Here is an 18,607-nt window from a genome sequence, read left to right as displayed (position 1 = left end):
ATCTCGTCATCAATGACCATCCGTGACATTCCCTCTCCCCAACCCTCTCCCGCGAAGGGCATCATCATACTATCAAAGCTCCTATCGTGGGAGAGGGGGTAGATCGAAGTGAAATAGAAAATTTGTGCTCAATTTAAGATGAAATCTTGTCTAAAAAACTTTAGGGACGTTGCCTAGGATTATTCCTTGCTTATCCTGAGTGTATTAGTGAGGGTTCCGCGGAATTTACATGATTTTGCTATAGTTAGACTTAAATCAAATGCGAGATATTGCTGATGATTCAAATTCGTAAAAGCGATGACCGTGGAATAAGTCAAATGGATTGGCTTAACAGTTTGCACACCTTCTCATTTGCACAATACCGCGACCCTAAATTTATGAGATTTGGTGATTTACGTGTGATTAATGAAGATATTGTACAACCTGGCATGGGCTTTGGGCGTCATCCTCATCGTGATATGGAAATTGTTTCCTATGTGGTAGAAGGGCAGTTGGAACATAAAGACAGCATGGGGAATGGCTCAATCATTAAAGCTGGTGAAATTCAAATTATGACGGCTGGAGCTGGGGTTGAACATAGTGAATTTAATCATTCCAATACGGATTTGCTGCATTTTTTACAAATTTGGACTATCCCTGAGCAGCTGGGTTTAGCGCCCCGTTATCAGCAGATAAGCATTCGACCATCACAAAACAAACTGGTCTTGATCGGTTCACGGGATGGGAGCGACACAGCAGTGACAATTCACCAGATATTCGCTTGTATGCATGCTTTTTGCAAGATAATCACACTCTTAACCATACCCTGCAACAAGGGCGTATGGGGTGGCTTCAGTTGATAAAAGGAAGCATTACTGTAAATGGTGAGCAAATGGAAGCGGGTGATGGTGCAGCCATTCGCGAAGATATCCTCATGATTAGTTGTCTTGGGCAAGCAGAATTTTATTTTTTGATTTGGTGGCTAGATTTTAGATTACTTCATATTAACTATAAGGATATAAACGATGAATAAATCGTCACTTGAACTTTTAACACCGGATAATTGTACTTTACTTTTAATTGATCACCAGCCACAAATGTTTTTTGGCGTCGAGTCAGCCAATCGCGAAACCATTTGCAATAATGTTGTGGGGCTTGCTAAAGCGGCAAAAATTTTTAACGTGCCAACTATTTTAACGACGGTTGCTGCCAATACTTTCAGTGGGCCCTTAATCCCACAATTGCAAGCCGTTTTTCCTGAACAAAAGCCCATTGATCGCACCTCGATGAATTCATGGGAAGATAAAAATTTGATAGCTGCTGTCGAAAAAACCAAGCGAAAAAAATTGGTGATTGCGGCGCTCTGGACGGAAGTATGCTTGGCTTTTCCGGCGCTTTCTGCATTACAAGCTGGCTATGAAGTATATGCCGTGTCTGATGCTTCGGGTGCAACTACGCTTGAAGCGCATAACATGGCTATGCAGCGCATGATACAAGCCGGTGTTGTACCCATGACTTGGTTGCAATTTATGTGTGAACTGCAACGTGATTGGGCAAGAGTAGAAACCTATGAAGCAGTGATCCATTTAGCAAAGGAGCACGCAGGAGCTTATGGTATTGGCATTTTTTATGCAAAATCCATGCTGCCCGATAGCCATGGCGGCTAATAAAATAAGCCAAGGATTTTACTTTATAGTTCTTTAAAATGTTATTAACAGGAAGGCACGGATGAGCATAGATACGATACTTTTTAATGGAAACTTCAAAGGAGTGGGTACATTTAATAAAGAAATCTCGGCAGTTGCTGTAAAAAACAAACAGTTTGCTAAATTTGGTACTGACAAAACAATCCTTGCATTAAAAACAGAAGCCACGGCTTTGGTGGACTTAAAAGGAAAGACTGTTATCCCAGGCCTCAATGATTCTCATATTCACCTCATTCGTGGCGGATTAAATTTTAATATGGAATTACGTTGGGATGGTATACCCAGCTTGAGTGATGCATTATTTCTGTTAAAAGAGCAAGCAGCAAGAACACCGCCTCCGCAATGGGTACGCGTGGTAGGCGGCTGGAGTGAATTTCAATTTAAAGAAAAGCGGATGCCGACTTTAGAGGAGATTAATGCCGTAGCAACCGATACCCCTGTATTTATTCTGCATTTATATGACAGGGCATTATTGAATCGGGCCGCACTTCGCGCAATTGGTTATGATAAAAATACAAAAGCATTACCAGGTACTGCCATTGAGCGAGATAAAGAAGGTAACCCGACAGGCATGTTAATCGCCACACCCAATGCAATTATACTGTATTCCGCATTAGCACAACGCCCTAAATTAAATAAACAGGATCAAATGAATTCAACTTTGCATTTTATGTGCGAGTTAAACCGCTTGGGTGTAACCAGTATAGTGGACGCTGGTGGCGGATTTCAAAACTATCCAGACGATTATGAAATCGTTAATCAATTAAACCAAGAAAACAAATTGACTGTGAGAATCGCCTATAATTTATTTAATCAAAAACCAGGTGGAGAATTACAAGACTTTGCACACTGGACAAAGACATCACATTATCAACAAGGCAATGATTATTATCGACATAATGGCGCGGGCGAAATGCTGGTATTTTCTGCTGCAGATTTTGAAGATTTTTTACAACCTCGTCCAGATTTGCCAACCGAAGTGGAGCGTCAATTAGAGCCTGTAGTGCGCTTATTGGCACAAAACCAATGGCCGTTTCGTTTGCATGCTACCTACGACGAATCGATTACCCGTGCTTTAACAATTTATGAAAAAGTTCATCAAGAGGCGCCAATTGATCAATTACACTGGTTTTTTGATCATGCTGAAACAATTTCAAAACGTTCAATCGAACGCGTGAAACACCTGGGTGGTGGAATTGCCATCCAAAACCGCATGGCGTTTCAGGGCGAGTATTTTATGGCGCGTTACGGCAAAGAAAAAACATTGCTAACGCCACCTATTCAAGCACTGTTGGAAGCCGAGATACCTGTTGGGATGGGAAGGTAAAAAAGGGGCATTTATTGAGGGTCAGTTGGCGGATATGGCGGTGCTTTCAAACGATTTTTTCACTATTCCCGATGAGGAAATCAAGTCAATTTATTCGGTGATGACGATATTAGGTGGAGACATTGTTCATGCCTCTGATGAATTTTCAAGTTATAATCCGCCATTACCGCCTGTGAGTCCCGATTGGTCGCCAATCAAACATTTCGGTACTTATGGGCAAAATAAAACAATTGTGCAGCATCAGGCACATGCTATTCACTGTTTGGCACACCGGCATCCATTTAGTGAGCATACAAATCATTTATTTGGGTGCTTCTGTTGGGCTTTTTAACGAAACTGAGATAAGGAACAAATGGGTAAATCAGCGCATCACATTGTCGAAGTGCCTAATTATTATACTTATATCATTAAGTCTGATTATAACAATAATCAGACTTAACTATTCAATTTTAAACGCGAATTCAACTGGTAATGCAACGCTCCTTTTTCATTAAACTCTTTGTCAACGTTAGCACTTCATCAGATGATATAGCTTCTCGCCTTTGCGCTTATCTTCTAATACATACTGGTAAATTCGTTTATGGCTTGTTGAAAATAACTTCCAAACGCTTTGCATAGCCACTAATTTGCTTAAGAGTTCCTCAACCGACAACCTTCATTGAAGCGAATTTTTATCAGCTAAAGCGCGTATAATCTCTCTTTCGCTGAAATCCTTTATCTTTTTTACGACGCATTTTCTAATGAGCGCATCTCCATGAGTAGGCCCTCCCCATGCTGATGAATCCCCTTTAATTATCAAGCACTGTATTAGTAGACATCAGTATCTTGCATGAAAATGAAAAGGTGCAAACAGTGCCAAGCCAAAACCATTATTTGATTTAGTCACTAATATCGATTATTGATATATATCATAAATGATATATAATTCTATTATGAACTGGACAATAAAAATAACAAGCAAAGCTGCAAAACAAGTTAATAAGCTTCCAAAATCAGTGAAAGCTACTTTACTTCTTTTGCTCCGTGATATTGAGCGAAATGGGCCAGCTACAGGTAGTGGATGGAAAAATTATGGAAAGTTTAAAGGTATGATAGGGGATAAACGCCATTGTCATTTAACGAAAGGAAAGCCAACCTATGTTTGTTGTTGGGAGGTTGTCGATAAACAAATAAAGCTTATTGAGGTGTATTATGTCGGAACACATGAAAAAGCCCCATACTGAGGAGATTGCTATGGTTACTTGGCATGGTGCGCATTATGCATTACCAGTAAAGATAATTGAAAAATATAAGGTTAAAGAGGGAGATAAATCTCACTCATCTATTGAAGATATTTTTGGCGATCTCATTAATGAATATGGCGAGCCGGGTCTTTTATTAAAAGGCTTACGTCATAGAGAAGGGTTAAGCCAAATTGAATTGGCAAAAATTTTGAATATTACTCAAACCAATTTATCAGCTATGGAAAATGGAAGACGTGCTATTGGTAAAGAGCTTGCCAAACGGATCTCGGAAAAATTTGAGATTGATTATCGTATTTTTTTATAAAAATATGGGGCTATGTTAAGAGTAGAAAGAACCAAAAGACTTGCATATGCTTAAGTCCTCAATGTCTGAGGGTAAGCGCTCTGACAGTTCTTGCCATTTGTTCTCAAAATGCTCATTCTTTTTATCAGTAATTTGGGTTTACTCAGAGCTAATTAGCATGTTTATCTAATTAACACTAGCGATAATAGGGAGTCTGGTTATAGGGTTATTTTCCAGACTATCATTCTTATTTTGTAATTAATCATAATGGAGATAATTTAGAAGGATTGTATTTGGTAACTGAGTAATCATTTGCTTTGATATGGGTTAGGAATTCAGTGCTATCATTGGCGGTAATTGTAAGCATTAATTTACGATTGCGGAACATTTGTGGCATTTTTTTATTAAATTTTTTGAGAGGTAAGTTGCTTTGTCGTTTAACTCATGATTCGCCTCGCACCTTAAAATCTTTTACAATGAACGTTTAAAATTAAATGCCCCAATTCCATAAGGCAGCTTATGAGTCAGTTTCTGGATCTTTCCATTTTTAAAAAAAATCGTGATTTTGGTCTTTTGTATGCGGGTCAATTTTTATCTTTTATGGGAACCATGATTACTGGGGTCGCCCTTCCCTACCAGATTTATGACATCACTCAGTCTACCGTAATGGTGGGTTTGCTAAGTCTTGTGCAATTGCTGCCCCTATTAATCACAGCCTTGCTGGGCGGTGTGTTTGCTGATCGCTACAATCGTAAAGCGCTACTCATTGTAAGTGAAATTTTCTTGGCATTTGGCTGTGGTTTATTAATATTTAGTGCCAGCCAAAGTAATCCCAGCATCGCTTTAATTTTTACTGTAGCTTCTTTAATGTCTGCGATCACCGGGCTGCATAGACCTGCATTTGACAGTATCACACAACAAATTGTTGAAACAAAAGATTATAAAACGGTTGGGGCTTTAGGCAGTTTTAAATTCAGTTTTGGTATGATTGTCGGTCCTGCGATAGCAGGTTTGCTCATTGCACATCATGGGATTTTATTGACGTATTTAGTTGATTTAATAACATTTGTTATTTCAATCGGTACCTTATTATTAATTCACACAATCCCAAAGCCTGTGGCAGTACAAGAAGAGTCCATTTTAAAATCTCTGCAGGAAGGTGTGAAGTTTGCCCTGAAACGGCAAGAATTAATGGGTAGCTATATGGTCGATTTCCTGGCCATGGTATTCGCTATTCCGAACGCGCTTTTCCCCGCAATTGCCCAATCCATGGGAGGTGCGAAAACGCTGGGGCTCCTCTATTCTGCTCCGGCAGTAGGGGCATTGGTTATTTCCTTTTTTAGTGGCTGGACAAGCCGGATTACATCCGATACCAAAGCAATTGCTATTGCAGCCATATTTTGGGGAATAGCAATTATTGGATTTGGTGTAGCAAGCCAACTCTGGTTATGTTTATTATTTTTAAGCTTGGCTGGTGCTTTTGACACCATTAGCGGAATTTTTAGATCCAATTTATGGAACAATGTAATTCCTTATCATTACCGAGGTCGCCTGGCGGGAATAGAGATGATTAGCTATTTAAGCGGCCCCAAATTGGGGGATACCCGCGCAGGTTTCATGGCCGCCGGGTTTGGCATCACGTCCGCAATCATATCAGGTGGCGTCCTCTGCGTATTAGGAGTAGCTGCCTGTTGTCTTTTGATGCCAAAATTTTGGAATTATAAAATAAGCCATGAGGCAGCACATGATAAGCTTTCGTAACAGTTGCTAACTATAACTTTGTATTTTATGCGCGGGGTAAATCGCTTAGGCATACAGTATAAATGAGCATTACTCCTGGCGTATTCTTAACGCATGATGGGCACACAACTAGCTAATTTCGTATATCCGCGCAATCCTTGCTATTTATCGGATTTAGATGGATGATAAGTCCCGTTAGCTCGCTGGGATGCCTAAAGAAATAGCGCATCATTTTGCGGTGATCGGCTGAGGTAGAAAACTGCTGCAGGTGAGTTTCGCCTTGCCAGTAACTTAGCATCAAAATTCATGAAAATTGCAGATTCCATCTTTAAGCTGAATGCAGCCATTTGCCCGGCGTACTGCTTTATGTAAGCAAAACATATGGCTCATAAGCCATTAACCACCCTTTTAAATTTCGCGCAATAATCCCATTTTTCAGGCTGCTCAGGAAAATTTATTGTATGTACTGAGGAAGCTTTACTCGGCATGCTGTTTTCCAAGTAATTACTATAAAAACTAAATATTAATATCTTGCGAAATGATTTTGATTTCACCATGCTCTTGCCGGGCGAAAATTAATGTATATTCAGGTACTTCAAGCCAGGTAGTGGTATCTTCTGTTAATGGCTCGGAAGCTATAATCATACTTGAATTTACTGCTCCTCCCTTCATTCTATATTCACCGTCATATACTCCATAGCTTTCGCCATAGGTATACCACAATGAATGATAGGTAAAATGGGACGATGGTCCTACGCCGGGCGGGTGCCAACCATAATCTAAAACAAAGCGTGTGGCTGCTATGAACTCCCCATTTGTAATGAAAAGATTTACTGGCGAATTGATAGCAATCTTTTGTTCATAGCGCACTTGCTTTAAAATTTTTAGTGTACTGATAATTGCATTAATGATTTCGCTTGGTTGATACGAGCCATTTGGATGAGCCAGTTGCGATAAAAAAACAGCATAAATCCATTCGCTGTCTGTGGTTCCGCGGATATGTTTTTTGTAATCCTCCTTTATATAGCGCAATAAATCATAACGCATGCTTTCAAAATTATAGAGCACGCCATTATGAGCTAAAGCAATATTGGTTTCGGGGTAAATAAATGGATGAACATTTTGACTCGCGACCACTTGTTTCTCGTGATAAGAAACGCCGCGTAAATGAGCCAAAAAGCAATGCGGAGATATTTTTGATGCTAAATTGCGCAAATTCTCATCATAAAAAGGCAGTTGCGGAGTTTTATAAAGGTAAGGCAGCGCAGGATGATGTGAATTTTTTTCCCAAGCAGCCATGCCAAAACCTGCCAAATTTAACAAATAAGACATGTACTTCGGATGATAACTCTGTTTTATGAAGGAATTGTCGGGCTTGTAGAGAAGCTCTTCAATCAGCGTCGGTTTTCCCAAATACGATAATATTCTGCACATAGGCTCACCTATTGTATGCTTCGATATGAAGTCTTACATCCAGTTTATTGATGGATCTTCCCAATGCCACTAACGAGCCGCAAATCAAATTAAATATTTTGTACCAAAGCTCTGGTTTATTTTTCCGCAAAAACTCCAGATTTTCCTGAGATATTTTCAGCAACAGCGCAGATTCGCAAGTGATAAAGGTAATGGTAAATGTGGACTTATGATCCAAACAAGCAACACTGGCGAATAAAGCGCCCGGCCCAATAACTGATAATTTGGCTATTTTATTGGCATACATGATGCTGGATTGCACAGCACCATGAATAATAATGTAACACGAAGGATTTTTTTCATTTTCATGTATTAAAATACAGTTTTTAGGCGCTTCCAGGGGCTGCGTGTATTCCAGCAGCAACTCCTGCATCTCCTCTTTGGTAAAGGCTTGAAACAGCGGGCTTTTGCCTAATTCCTGAATATCCTCGCCATTTATTACTGCAGGCAAATGGGTAGGCTGAGTCAAAGAGCTTAAAACACGGCCAAAAAACGATAGGGTCACCATGTCAGAATGTGCAATTAAGGTGGTCACTTTGTCATGCATTTGTTTTAGGCGGCCGCAAACTTGAGTGCCAATAGCGCGCAAAATTTTATATTTAGTTTCAGGAAAGTAGGCTGTTAGCAATTCGAAATAAGTATGTGTAATCAACAGGCAAGTTACCCGCCCGATAGCCCGGGCTGAAGTGGAACAGGGGCCTTTTTCAATAAACGCCAATTCCCCCAGAAAATCCCCACTATTTAAGTCCTCGATATTGACTATACCCTCTCCCATCGTACGTGCGATTAACTGCACTTCGCCTGCAAGAATGACATACACTCCGTCTATTCGTTTGCCTTGCTGATAAATGACTTGATTCGGTAAAAAAGTGATGGTTCGGCAGTGCATAAGCAGCATTTCAAGTTCATGTACATCCAAATAATGACCTAGAATGGTCTTTTTTAAATCATCAATTTGGGCTGTCATCTCTCGGCCACGCATCACTTATCCTTAATGGCTTAACCATAATTTGCAAAGCTCAGACACTACTTCTTGCAGCGAGCCTGTTTGTGCGTAATATTCACGAATAATTACCGAATCATTTCTTTTATTTAAAGCATCCTCTTTTAATAAATTAAAATATTCCATGCTGCCTAACTCTTTAAAATAGGGTTCGATGTTGGCGATGGTAGTGAGTAAATCATCAAATATCGTTGTTTTGTTGCTGTTTTCAGGATTGATAAACTCCCCATCATAGCCATAACGACTGGCTTCAAAGCGGATATGCGGATAAAGATAGTACAAGTCGTCAGTTAGTTTAAATGGCTTTTCTTTGATTAGATAAAGAGCTAAGGCTTGCAAGTAAGCAGCAAGCATGACTGATTTTTTTATGGTCAAAGGCGTATCAAAAATACGCACTTCCACGGTGCCAAATTCAGGTTTTGGCCGCACATCCCAATAAATATCCTTCATGCTTTCAATGATGCCCCATTCCTTCATTTTGTAATAATAATCTGAAAATTCCTGCCAATTCTTGAGCATGGGGATTACGCCGCTCATTGGAAAAGAATTGAAAATATTAACCCGGGCCGAAGAAAAGCCGCTGTCTTTTCCCTGATAAAAAGGAGAAGCTGAGCTGATAGCAATCAACTGCGGTATGTAGCGTGCCAAAGCATGGGTTAAATAGACAGCATCTTCACCATTTAGGCAACCAAGATGCACATGTTGCCCAAAAACAGTTGCTCTTTTTGTTAAATAGCCAAACCGATGGGCCAGTTTTTTATATCTTTTGGCCGGGAATACTTTTTGGCTGGACCATTTCTGAAACAAATGGGTGCCACCGCCACAAAAACTGATATCAAATTTTGAAGTCTGCTCAACTAAAAAAGATTGTAACTCATATAATTCTGTAAGTACTGTATTGATATTTTCATGGACCGAGGAATTCAATTCAATCATGCTTTGCGTGATTTCAGGTTTAACTCGATTTTGGCAAATCCCCTCATTCAAATTACGGATAAGTTCTTTCGAACGAGAAATCAACCCATAAGATTGATTATCAATAATTTGTAACTCCAATTCGACTCCCACCGAAACCAGGGAAGAGGTAGAGAAAGGCAAAACTTTTTTCATATCATTCCTTGATAGTCATATACATCGAGGAAAACTCCTCTCTTGTACAGTATAGTTGTTAATAAGTTAACGAAATCGGAAGACCAATGCAAAAATTCATCATCAAAACAGAAAACTTAGGGCTGCGTTTTGTTAGCAAAGAAGACCTTCCGCATTTGCAAGAGCTGGAAGAAGATCCTGAGGTTAAAACATTTTTTCCTTCTGGCCCATTAAACGGAGACGAGGTATATGATCTCATAAAAGATTGCGTCACTGACTGTAAGTATAAGAATTTACCATGCTTTGCAATTTTTGAATTGCAATCTAATGACTTCATAGGACGAGCTTATTTTGGTGAATTACCCTCTGGGGAAACCAAAGTAGGTTATCTTTTTCATAAAACCTACTGGGGTAAAGGCTATGCAACCGAAGTTTTGGGAGCATTGCTGAAATGGGCGCAAAAACATATTGATGCAGAGTACATTGTGGCATATGCAGATAAAAATCATTCGGCTTCTTTCCGCGTCATGGAAAAATGTGGAATGGAATATTATAAAGATGGTTTTTATAAAGATATGGAAAGTTCTTTTTATCGTATTAAAAATAAATAATTCGCCAGGCCGTAATGGTTTTTACGCCTGTAACTTCGTCAGCAACCCTTCATTATATGCATAATCGATTTCTGCTTTAGATTTTAGAACACTATGAAAGTAATGAGTTACTAAAAATTTAAGATTTAATTTCGGAATATAGTTTGATCGTATTTCTTAATACTTTCTCACAAATTGCAAGTTGCTCTAAGGTAATGAATTCATCGGCCTGATGAGCTTGCTCAATGCTCCCAGGTCCGCAAATGATCGTTGGGATGTTTGCCCGTTGAAATATGCCAGCTTCTGTGGAGTAGGATACTTTCATGCGTTTATTTATCCCGGTGACGTGTCTTAGCAGCGTGGTAATCAAGGCATTTTCATGCGCAGTAAATCCAGGCGCATCGGAAATCAAATTTAAGTAAACTTCGGCACCAGGATAAGTTTGCCGCATTTCCGGCAACAAAGTTTCGTTAATATAATTTTGCATTTGACTGCGTACTGTTTCTACCGAAAATTGAGGTAAATAACGCATTTCGACCATAAATTCGCAATTAGCCGGTATGACATTCGAAGCATGGCCGCCACTAACAATATTGGTGGTAATGGACGTAAAGGGCACATCAAAATCTGCATCAAATGGCCCTTCTTTCCTTAAAAAATCAGCAAGATCTCTTATGTAACAAATCAAGCGGCTACCATACTCAATAGCATTACACCCGCGATTAGTTAAAGAAGAATGTGCGGAAAGCCCTTTAATTTGAATATGATAAACTTGTCGACCTTTATAACCTACAATAGGCAGCATGCTGGAAGGCTCGCCTATGATGCAAGCTTCGGGTTGAATATTTGCCTGTTTGAGATAAGAAAGCACATGTGGAGCGCCAAGACAGCCAATTTCTTCATCACAAGTAAACGAGAAATGAACCGGCTTGTGCAGTTTGATGGGTTTCAACTCAGGCAATAATGCCAGCATTACTGCAATGAATCCTTTCATGTCGCTGGCGCCACGCCCATAAATTTTATTGTCCTTAACGACAGCGGAAAATGGATCCGTATGCCATATTTGCCCATCTACAGGGACCGTATCGGTGTGGCCTGACAAAACGATGCCGCCCTGCTCTTTTCCTTCATGGTTGGGAAGTGTGGCAAAAAGATTAGCTTTGCTACTATCATTGCCCGGAATAATGTGGGAAGGAACGCCATTCTCATCAAACCAGGTTGCAATGCTTTCTATAAGGGAAAGATTCGAATTTCGGGAAGTCGTATCGAAGCTAATGAGTTTGCTAAGCCACTGTTTGGTATCCATGCCATTTTCCTAACAGACGCGTAATCTATTAGGGTGACGGCCAGCACTCTTAAAACTTTAACTTAAAGATTGGCAAAAGTTACTGTTTGCAACCGCAAAAAGTAACTTTGCCTACAGGTCAATTGATTAAAAGTACATACTCAAGCCATCTTCAGGCTCAATAGAACTTTGCAATGTGGAGTTAGAGCCATGGTTAAAAAAACCGTTATTTTTTAATCCCTTAGTGAAAGCTTTTTCCCATTCTTGCGCTTCTTCCGGACCCACTAATGGAAAAAGATGAGATTCATTGGAAAACTCTTTAAATGACATATATTCTTTTATGCGATTTAATTCCGGGAGCACTTTAAAAATCAGGTTAAGAATCATAGGAGCTGTGATTTGCTGCCTTAAATCCGTTATGGGAAACAATTGCTCTAAAGAAAAACCCTGTTCTGCCAGAGGATCTCCATGCTCCAAATAATTTCTAAACGCTCTTAAATTATTATAATCTTCCTGTATATAAGGGCATTTAGCTGCTTCTTTAAATGAACGAATGCTGTCTAAATGCTGCAATGCTTGGCCGGCATTATATTCAATGGCGTAATTTAGCATAGGGTTCATTTCAAGAATTTTAGAAAGCGGATTACGCTTATTTAAGCGGTGGTATTGATCCCAATCTTCCAAACTTTCATAGGGAATATTTGTTTGCAAATAGCCTGCGTCCTTTAGGAAGTTTTTTATATTTTCGATTGCTTCTATCGCTGTATCAATGCGTTTAACAGGGTTTAAAACATGTTTGCTATTCGGAGCTTTTAGGAAAACTCGAGCCAATGAACGAATGGTATCCAACCCTTTAAATTTGGCAGCTTCCAGGGCCTCCCGTTTTAATTTTTCTGCCTGGGCATCCAAACGTTTTTTTATCCTTTCCGCTTCAGAAAGGCTTTTAGCATTGCACGCATTGGAAAATATATTGGCCAAAGATTTATAGCGAATTTTATCAACGGAACGGGAGGGAAGATTACTCAAAATTCTACCCTGCTCGGTTTTATTGGGAATAGCTTCTTTCCCCGCGAAGATATCTTTACAGAATTGGATGGTGGCTTCATCCGTTTTAGTTTCTTTCAGGGCGGTTATAAAAATGTCTTCGTCCTGAATAGAAATACGGCGGCTATACGCAGGGGCTACTGCTGTTGCCGTGTTATCCTTATCCTCAGTGTTTTCCATATGGAATTTTAAGATTTTTTCCCAAAATTCTTCAGGACTGTATTCATAACGTCCGAGCTTTTCCTCCCGTGAGACTAAAATATACATTAACTTTTTCCAAAAATATGAAAACTCTTCTCTAACAATGTGCTCGAATTTATCTGTGTGTTGCAAAAATTCATTAACTTTGTGTTTATTATCACCCTCGTCTTGATGAACCAAACAATCCCTGATCACGATCAAATCGTTCCAAGCTACTGTTTCATCCAGTTTAGGGATAAAACGCGAGAAATTTTTGCTGGTTAGTAATTCCCCTATCATTTGCAATATGCGTAAAACAGCATGCCTATCGCGTAAGCTGGAGAAATCCATTTTGTTTTGTGAGCTTAAGTTCATAGATAGCATTTTATTATTGTATTTTAGGGTTAGGGGTGCGTGATAAGTTGTATCACTAACTAACTTCACCATATTCTCAAAGCTTTTGTGATCCGAAACATAAGTGATTAAAGATTTGATAACAGGCAAACAAACTGGGCTAATTGGCGGGGAGGCTGAATTTTGCGTTGAATCGCGTATTTCTTTAAAAAATTGCAGTAAAGTGGGCATATCTTTTTCAATCACCGTAGGAATGGCTGCCTCGATCATTTGTTGCCGATCGTTTCTTTCTTTAACAAAATGATCTGCTGCATCCCATAAAGTGGAGTTTTCCTTAAATTCTTTAAAGCTAAGTCCGCCTAGAGGAAAGGCATGTTGGTTAATCAGCGGAGGTTCTTTTGCCAGCCCACCTAATTTACTAAAGGTAACCCAGGTAAATGGCTGAGGGGTAAAATGTTTGTGATATTTAATTCTTAAATTGGGCGAGAGATTTTCTATGGTTTGGCAAGCTAGTTCCAAAATTTTTCGGCATTTTTTTACATGATCGGCTTGAAATAAAGAGGCATGGGCCGCCGTAAAATAACCAGGCCACTCATTAAACGCATTGCTCCCTTGAAATTTAGTCAGATATTGAAGACATTGGATGATAAAATCAAGGCGGTGCTTATCGAATTTTTCATTTTCTTGCTCGTCCTTGAGGCTTATTTTCTCGGGCAAAAGTTGTTTATTCGCAAAAATTTTATTTAATATATTAAAACCATTTTTATATTCCGGCTTATATTTTTCAGCAAGATCTTGTTTCAAGACCTGCACCTTTCTGGCCAAAATTTCTGCTGGGGGCTCCAGGTTCACAGAGTTAAGAGGTGACAGCGCGGCAGCGCCTGCGTATACAAGTAAATGAAATAAATCGATATTTGAGTTTTGGGCGGCATACCCTATAGCAGTCATGGTATTAACATCTTGATGATCTACTGCAATTTGGGGGATGCTTTTATCATTCAGTAAAAATCTAATCAGTTTCAACATCTGCATGTCGCCTGACTGGCAATGTTTACAAGCCACTAGGAAAGCATCATTGTATTTTTCCTTGGCTATAAGTTGTTTAATCACTCCACTTTTAAGCAGAGGTTTTTTTTCTTCTAAAACTGCAATTTTTTCCAGTAAATTTTTACTATTCATCATTTTACTCGTATTATGCTATTAAAGCGTATGCCAAGAGCAGTGATTTTATGAGTGAAATATTAACGCAGTATTAATTTGGACTATTTTATATGGATATATGAAATTGGAAAATTTCTCACCTGAGTTGGTGCAAAACGAGATCAATTAATGGATGAAATATGTGGCGGCCGAGTAGGTAGAAAAATCTACTATTACAATCAGTGCCTTACAGGATAAGAAAATTAGCCAGGAAGCAAAAGATTTTACACAACACAACCTGCAGGTCTTAGCTTCCCATTGCTTAACTTAGAGTAACTTATTATTTGTAAATTTCATTAATGCGGGCTCATACCACCGTTATGTGGCTGATTCGCCTTTTCTTTTTGTCGCTCCTTTTGTACAAGCTTAGAGATACAGCCAACATATTTATCTCTTAGTTCTCGAGCGTGGTGGGTTGCTTGAACCAGTTCATTCACTTGTTCAGTCGTAGGAAAATCTTTTTCTTCTTGAATAAAATATTTAGAGACATAGCGTTTAGATTCTTGCTGGATTATGCTTTCCAAATGTGTTGCCATTTCCGCATGACTCCTTTTAACTTTACCTTCACAAGCGACGCCTTTAAAATCAGTTAATTCCTCTTTTTCTGTTTCAGACAAATCTTTAACAAGGTTCTCCGTGTAGGTTATCTTTTCAATGGGTTTAATAAATTTCGCTGTGGAATTTGCACCCATTATTTCTTTTCGCATCTCAGGATATTTATCCCATTCCCCACCACCCAAAGAACAAGAAATTGCTAAAGCTTCATCATTACCCATGCGACGAATAAACGAATCAGCAACTGTTTGATAATGCTCCCTTACAAATTTGATTATCTTCTCATCATCAGTACCAATTTCAAACATCATAGCTGCCCTATGGTCAAATTTTTCTTCAATAAGTTTGGATATCGCTTCATCTGAACCTTCCGTAATGCATTGTTTCGAAGCTTTTTCTACCAGGTATTTCTTTAAAATGTCAGCTGATTCCTTGGAAACGCTGCAAGTGACTGGTTTCACCATATAAATTTTACCCTCAGCAGGGTTTTTATCAGGATAGTCCAAGTAACCCATCCAGGGGAACCAGGTTTCCTTGCTGTTACTATTAAATCCGGAAGAAGTGTAAAAAGGGTACAGTACAGATGAATTCCCTTTAATTACTGTAATTGTACGTGCCTGGGTCTTATAGGCATGAATATCATTATCTTTAAACGTATACATAAACCCTCCATAGTTTGCCGTATAGTATGTTTAAATTATAGGCTCAAACTAAGTGACCATCCCGTCCTGGGTATGAGATTACGTTGTTATTTTTTAGCCATTGTCTCGTGTATCGGTGCATAAAAACATGATTTCCCTAGTGCTAATGGGTGATCATGTCACAATACAAATGATCTGCCTAAAAATCACAAAGACTATTGCTGATTATGATAATTTCTAGCCAGGCAAGGCAGACATGGTTCGCTAGTTTAGCAATTGAGGTTTAAGCAAAAAATAATTTCAGTTTATCTAGAATTAATTCTCTTCTGCCCGCGCTTGACTCATTGAAATAAAACAGTTAAGAATCGGTGCTTCATGGCTAATAGGATTAGGTGGATGCATGGAATACGAAATAATGGAATACGATGTGGTTATTGTAGGAGCAGGCCCGGCTGGTTTGGCTGCCGCAATTAAACTTAAACAATTAGCTGCTCAAGCTAATAAAACCTTAAGTATTTGTATTCTTGAAAAAGGAGCTCAAGTTGGTGCGCATATTTTGTCCGGCGCTGTTTTAGAGCCAAGAAGTTTACAAGAATTATTGCCGGATACATGGCAAGAAGCCCCCCTGGATTCGCCAGTAAATGAGGATTTTTTTTACTATTTGAGCTCAAAACGTGCCTTTCGCCTCCCTACTCCAAAGCCCATGCATAATAAAGGCAATTTTATTATAAGTTTAGGTGATCTTTGTCGGTTTTTAGCGACACAAGCCGAGCAATTTGGCTGTGAAATCTACCCGGGTTTTGCCGCAACGGACATTCTTTACAATGGGCAGGGCGAAGTAATTGGCGTGGCGACCGGCGATGTTGGCATAGATAAAAATGGCATAAAAACTGCAAACTTCCAGCCTGGAATGCATTTGCATGCCAAACAAACCTTATTCGCTGAGGGTTGTCGCGGCCAATTAAGCCAAAATTTAATGAACCGGTTTGATTTGCGCCAAGGAGTTTCACCTCAAACTTATGGGTTGGGAATAAAGGAGATTTGGCAAATTTCCCCTAAGCAACATAAGCAAGGGCGAGTTATTCACACCGTAGGTTGGCCTTTGGATCAAGCTACTTATGGGGGCTCATTCATTTATCATCTGTCTAATCATCGGGTTGCAATCGGCTTTGTAGTTGGGTTGGATTATCAGAATACCTGGTTAAACCCATTCGAAGAAATGCAACGGTTTAAAACCCATCCTTTCGTCCGGGAATTATTCAAAGGTGGTGAACGTATTGCCTATGGAGCCCGTGCTTTGAATGAAGGAGGCTGGCAATCTTTACCCAAATTGACTTTCCCAGGTGGCGCGCTCATCGGCGATGCGGCCGGTTTTCTAAACGTTCCAAAAATTAAAGGCATCCATACAGCCATGCAATCCGGGATGCTCGCTGCTGAAGCATGCTTCGCAGCCTTTGCCATGGAAACCAAAGAATCCGTGGAATTGACAGCTTACCCGCAGAAATTTAAACAATCGTGGCTGGCAAAAGAATTATATGCGGTGCGAAACGTGCGCCCAGGATTTCGCCATGGTTTATTGTGCGGCCTTCTTAACGCGGCTTTTGAGACATACATTACTTGTGGAAAATCCCCGTGGACATTAAAAAATCATGCAGACTATTCGGCCTTAAAACCGGCTGCGCAAAGTGCAAAGATAAATTATCCAAAACCGGATGGTGTGTTAACGTTCGATCGATTGTCCTCTGTGTATTTAACCAATACATTTCATGAAGAAAACCAGCCTCCTCATTTGAAACTTCGCGATCCATCACTGGCAATTAAAGTTAATTATCAAGTGTATGCATCACCGGAAATTCGTTATTGCCCCGCCGCTGTGTATGAAGTTATTGCAGGCGAGCAAGGGCCAAGATTGCAAATTAATGCGCAAAATTGCATTCATTGTAAAACTTGCGATATTAAAGATCCCCGGCAAAACATCGTATGGTATGCACCGGAAGGTGGCGGTGGCCCTAACTACGTTGGTATGTGAGGAATGTAAACATGGATGCTTTAAAATCCGTGCAGCCAAAGGAAGTTATTCACGAATTAATCCCTGCCAATCATTATTTTCCGGGTAATTCACGCTTGCCGCTAATCATTTATAAAGAAGTTATTAAAAGTTCTTCCCCACAATCCATTCAAGCGCTTTTAACAGAAAACCATTGGATTAATTCATGGGTGGATACTATTTATGATTACCATCACTATCATAGTAATACTCATGAAGCTCTGGTAATTTTCTCAGGTGCATGCACAGTTCAAATTGGCGGGAATAAAGGGAAAATTTTCAATATTGCAGCTGGCGATGTCATTATTTTCCCTGCTGGCATTTCACATAAAAATATGGATTCCACAGCTGACTTTAAATGCGTGGGTGCTTATCCTATCGATGTTGAATATGATGTGTTGTATGGTAAAGCAAAAGAGCTTTCACAAGCAGAGGAAAACATCCAAAAACTCGGCTTGCCAAAATGTGATCCAGTGTATGGGAAAGACGGCCCCTTATTCAATTACTGGAAATAAGTTGCAGATTCTATCGCTTTGCAGGAATGCTTTATTGTCTTTTAAGCGCTTAAACGCTAGACTTAGGCCAGCTTAGTCCCAGTGGCGCAGCTGGATAGCGCGGCCCCCTCCTAAGGGGCAGGTCGCAGGTTCGAATCCTGCCTGGGACGCCAGTTAAATCAAGCAGTTATAGTAATCCACGTCGCGATGAAAATTCAATGGGTCTTCCCCAAATCCGGGGGCACTTCACTCATCCGCACAGCACTCTAACTCTCAACCTATAATTTTCAAAATTTCTAAATCCGTAAGCTCTTCTCTGAATCAATTTCATCTTCCGATGAAACCCTTCAGTTATTCCATTGTTCTTCGTAAA

At 39.7% G+C, this 18,607-nt stretch carries 18 protein-coding genes and 1 tRNA gene; 12 read left to right on the top strand and 7 right to left on the bottom strand.

What is annotated here, in order from left to right; all coding sequences use genetic code 11:
• Positions 1–275 precede the first annotated feature (275 nt).
• From ELY11_RS11120 to ELY11_RS11095, 8 genes are all read left to right on the top strand, one after another.
• Positions 276–839 (top strand): pirin family protein, encoded by a 564-nt coding sequence (locus ELY11_RS11120; RefSeq protein WP_199741539.1) that lies wholly within the window; start codon positions 276–278, stop codon positions 837–839.
• The gene (locus tag ELY11_RS12535) at positions 761–1,012 is read left to right on the top strand and encodes a pirin family protein (RefSeq protein ID WP_325049673.1); all 252 of its coding nucleotides are present in this window, start codon (positions 761–763) and stop codon (positions 1,010–1,012) included. The genes ELY11_RS11120 and ELY11_RS12535 overlap by 79 nt, the downstream gene beginning before the upstream one ends.
• Positions 1,005–1,646, top strand: coding sequence for a hydrolase (locus ELY11_RS11115; protein WP_127033527.1), 642 nt, complete (start codon positions 1,005–1,007; stop codon positions 1,644–1,646). Before ELY11_RS12535 ends, ELY11_RS11115 begins: the two co-directional genes overlap by 8 nt.
• A 61-nt stretch (positions 1,647–1,707) precedes the next feature.
• Positions 1,708–3,012 (top strand): amidohydrolase, encoded by a 1,305-nt coding sequence (locus ELY11_RS11110; RefSeq protein ID WP_199741537.1) that lies wholly within the window; start codon positions 1,708–1,710, stop codon positions 3,010–3,012.
• A gap of 34 nt (positions 3,013–3,046) precedes the next feature.
• Positions 3,047–3,343, top strand: coding sequence for a hypothetical protein (locus ELY11_RS12530; RefSeq protein WP_199740794.1), 297 nt, complete (start codon positions 3,047–3,049; stop codon positions 3,341–3,343).
• A 601-nt stretch (positions 3,344–3,944) separates the two neighbouring features.
• Entirely contained in the window at positions 3,945–4,235 is a 291-nt protein-coding gene (locus tag ELY11_RS11105; RefSeq protein WP_126955011.1) for a type II toxin-antitoxin system RelE family toxin, read from the top strand.
• Between the two features lie 10 nt (positions 4,236–4,245).
• Positions 4,246–4,560 carry a helix-turn-helix domain-containing protein gene (locus ELY11_RS11100; RefSeq protein ID WP_158615009.1) on the top strand — a complete coding sequence of 105 codons (315 nt, stop codon included), beginning with the start codon at positions 4,246–4,248 and terminating at the stop codon, positions 4,558–4,560.
• A gap of 498 nt (positions 4,561–5,058) precedes the next feature.
• Positions 5,059–6,300, top strand: a complete 1,242-nt coding sequence (locus ELY11_RS11095; protein ID WP_126955009.1) for an MFS transporter — start codon at positions 5,059–5,061, stop codon at positions 6,298–6,300.
• Positions 6,301–6,795: 495 nt separating this feature from the next.
• On the opposite strand, the gene ELY11_RS11090 is transcribed toward ELY11_RS11095, so the two are convergent.
• Genes ELY11_RS11090 through ELY11_RS11080 form a run of 3 tightly spaced genes read right to left on the bottom strand, consistent with a single transcriptional unit; the run spans position 6,796 to position 9,865 of the window.
• On the bottom strand, positions 6,796–7,713 hold the full coding sequence (locus tag ELY11_RS11090) for a class II glutamine amidotransferase (protein ID WP_126955008.1): 918 nt from the start codon (positions 7,711–7,713) through the stop codon (positions 6,796–6,798).
• Between the two features lie 4 nt (positions 7,714–7,717).
• The gene (locus tag ELY11_RS11085) at positions 7,718–8,734 is read right to left on the bottom strand and encodes a Crp/Fnr family transcriptional regulator (protein WP_126955007.1); all 1,017 of its coding nucleotides are present in this window, start codon (positions 8,732–8,734) and stop codon (positions 7,718–7,720) included.
• 9 nt (positions 8,735–8,743) lie between these two features.
• Positions 8,744–9,865: a YbdK family carboxylate-amine ligase gene (locus ELY11_RS11080; protein WP_126955006.1), complete on the bottom strand. Its 1,122-nt coding sequence runs from the start codon at positions 9,863–9,865 to the stop codon at positions 8,744–8,746.
• 86 nt (positions 9,866–9,951) lie between these two features.
• On the opposite strand from ELY11_RS11080, the gene ELY11_RS11075 reads away from it, so the two are divergent.
• Positions 9,952–10,455: a GNAT family N-acetyltransferase gene (locus ELY11_RS11075; protein ID WP_126955005.1), complete on the top strand. Its 504-nt coding sequence runs from the start codon at positions 9,952–9,954 to the stop codon at positions 10,453–10,455.
• Positions 10,456–10,573: 118 nt separating this feature from the next.
• Here ELY11_RS11075 and argE read toward each other — a convergent pair whose 3' ends face one another.
• From argE to ELY11_RS11060, 3 genes are all read right to left on the bottom strand, one after another.
• Complete coding sequence (argE, locus tag ELY11_RS11070; protein WP_126955004.1) at positions 10,574–11,740, bottom strand: acetylornithine deacetylase; 1,167 nt, start codon at positions 11,738–11,740, stop codon at positions 10,574–10,576.
• 126 nt (positions 11,741–11,866) lie between these two features.
• Positions 11,867–14,479 carry an ankyrin repeat domain-containing protein gene (locus ELY11_RS11065; protein WP_127033525.1) on the bottom strand — a complete coding sequence of 871 codons (2,613 nt, stop codon included), beginning with the start codon at positions 14,477–14,479 and terminating at the stop codon, positions 11,867–11,869.
• Positions 14,480–14,793: 314 nt separating this feature from the next.
• On the bottom strand, positions 14,794–15,714 hold the full coding sequence (locus tag ELY11_RS11060) for a hypothetical protein (protein WP_127033523.1): 921 nt from the start codon (positions 15,712–15,714) through the stop codon (positions 14,794–14,796).
• Positions 15,715–16,093: 379 nt separating this feature from the next.
• On the opposite strand from ELY11_RS11060, the gene ELY11_RS11055 reads away from it, so the two are divergent.
• From ELY11_RS11055 to ELY11_RS11045, 3 genes are all read left to right on the top strand, one after another.
• Positions 16,094–17,722: an electron transfer flavoprotein-ubiquinone oxidoreductase gene (locus ELY11_RS11055; protein ID WP_127033521.1), complete on the top strand. Its 1,629-nt coding sequence runs from the start codon at positions 16,094–16,096 to the stop codon at positions 17,720–17,722.
• Positions 17,723–17,733: 11 nt separating this feature from the next.
• Positions 17,734–18,255: a cupin domain-containing protein gene (locus tag ELY11_RS11050; RefSeq protein WP_127033517.1), complete on the top strand. Its 522-nt coding sequence runs from the start codon at positions 17,734–17,736 to the stop codon at positions 18,253–18,255.
• A gap of 75 nt (positions 18,256–18,330) precedes the next feature.
• Positions 18,331–18,407, top strand: a tRNA-Arg gene (locus ELY11_RS11045).
• Positions 18,408–18,484: 77 nt separating this feature from the next.
• Here the strand turns inward: ELY11_RS11045 and ELY11_RS11040 are convergent.
• A partial coding sequence (locus ELY11_RS11040) for a transposase (protein WP_148110535.1) occupies positions 18,485–18,607 on the bottom strand: 123 nt, incomplete at its 5' end.

Source organism: Legionella septentrionalis, assembly GCF_003989745.1.
GTDB lineage: Bacteria > Pseudomonadota > Gammaproteobacteria > Legionellales > Legionellaceae > Legionella_A > Legionella_A septentrionalis.
This window is presented reverse-complemented; position numbering and strand designations above follow the sequence as displayed.

Bases quoted from the DNA above. Each gene is read 5' to 3' on its own strand.
- ELY11_RS11120 (WP_199741539.1), top strand. From the start codon at position 276: ATGATTCAAATTCGTAAAAGCGATGACCGTGGAATAAGTCAAATGGAT.
- ELY11_RS11115 (WP_127033527.1), top strand. From the start codon at position 1,005: ATGAATAAATCGTCACTTGAACTTTTAACACCGGATAATTGTACTTTA.
- ELY11_RS11110 (WP_199741537.1), top strand. From the start codon at position 1,708: ATGAGCATAGATACGATACTTTTTAATGGAAACTTCAAAGGAGTGGGT.
- ELY11_RS12530 (WP_199740794.1), top strand. From the start codon at position 3,047: ATGGCGGTGCTTTCAAACGATTTTTTCACTATTCCCGATGAGGAAATC.
- ELY11_RS11105 (WP_126955011.1), top strand. From the start codon at position 3,945: ATGAACTGGACAATAAAAATAACAAGCAAAGCTGCAAAACAAGTTAAT.
- ELY11_RS11100 (WP_158615009.1), top strand. From the start codon at position 4,246: ATGGTTACTTGGCATGGTGCGCATTATGCATTACCAGTAAAGATAATT.
- ELY11_RS11095 (WP_126955009.1), top strand. From the start codon at position 5,059: ATGAGTCAGTTTCTGGATCTTTCCATTTTTAAAAAAAATCGTGATTTT.
- ELY11_RS11090 (WP_126955008.1), bottom strand. From the start codon at position 7,713: ATGTGCAGAATATTATCGTATTTGGGAAAACCGACGCTGATTGAAGAG.
- ELY11_RS11085 (WP_126955007.1), bottom strand. From the start codon at position 8,734: ATGCGTGGCCGAGAGATGACAGCCCAAATTGATGATTTAAAAAAGACC.
- ELY11_RS11080 (WP_126955006.1), bottom strand. From the start codon at position 9,865: ATGAAAAAAGTTTTGCCTTTCTCTACCTCTTCCCTGGTTTCGGTGGGA.
- ELY11_RS11075 (WP_126955005.1), top strand. From the start codon at position 9,952: ATGCAAAAATTCATCATCAAAACAGAAAACTTAGGGCTGCGTTTTGTT.
- argE (WP_126955004.1), bottom strand. From the start codon at position 11,740: ATGGATACCAAACAGTGGCTTAGCAAACTCATTAGCTTCGATACGACT.
- ELY11_RS11065 (WP_127033525.1), bottom strand. From the start codon at position 14,479: ATGATGAATAGTAAAAATTTACTGGAAAAAATTGCAGTTTTAGAAGAA.
- ELY11_RS11060 (WP_127033523.1), bottom strand. From the start codon at position 15,714: ATGTATACGTTTAAAGATAATGATATTCATGCCTATAAGACCCAGGCA.
- ELY11_RS11055 (WP_127033521.1), top strand. From the start codon at position 16,094: ATGGAATACGAAATAATGGAATACGATGTGGTTATTGTAGGAGCAGGC.
- ELY11_RS11050 (WP_127033517.1), top strand. From the start codon at position 17,734: ATGGATGCTTTAAAATCCGTGCAGCCAAAGGAAGTTATTCACGAATTA.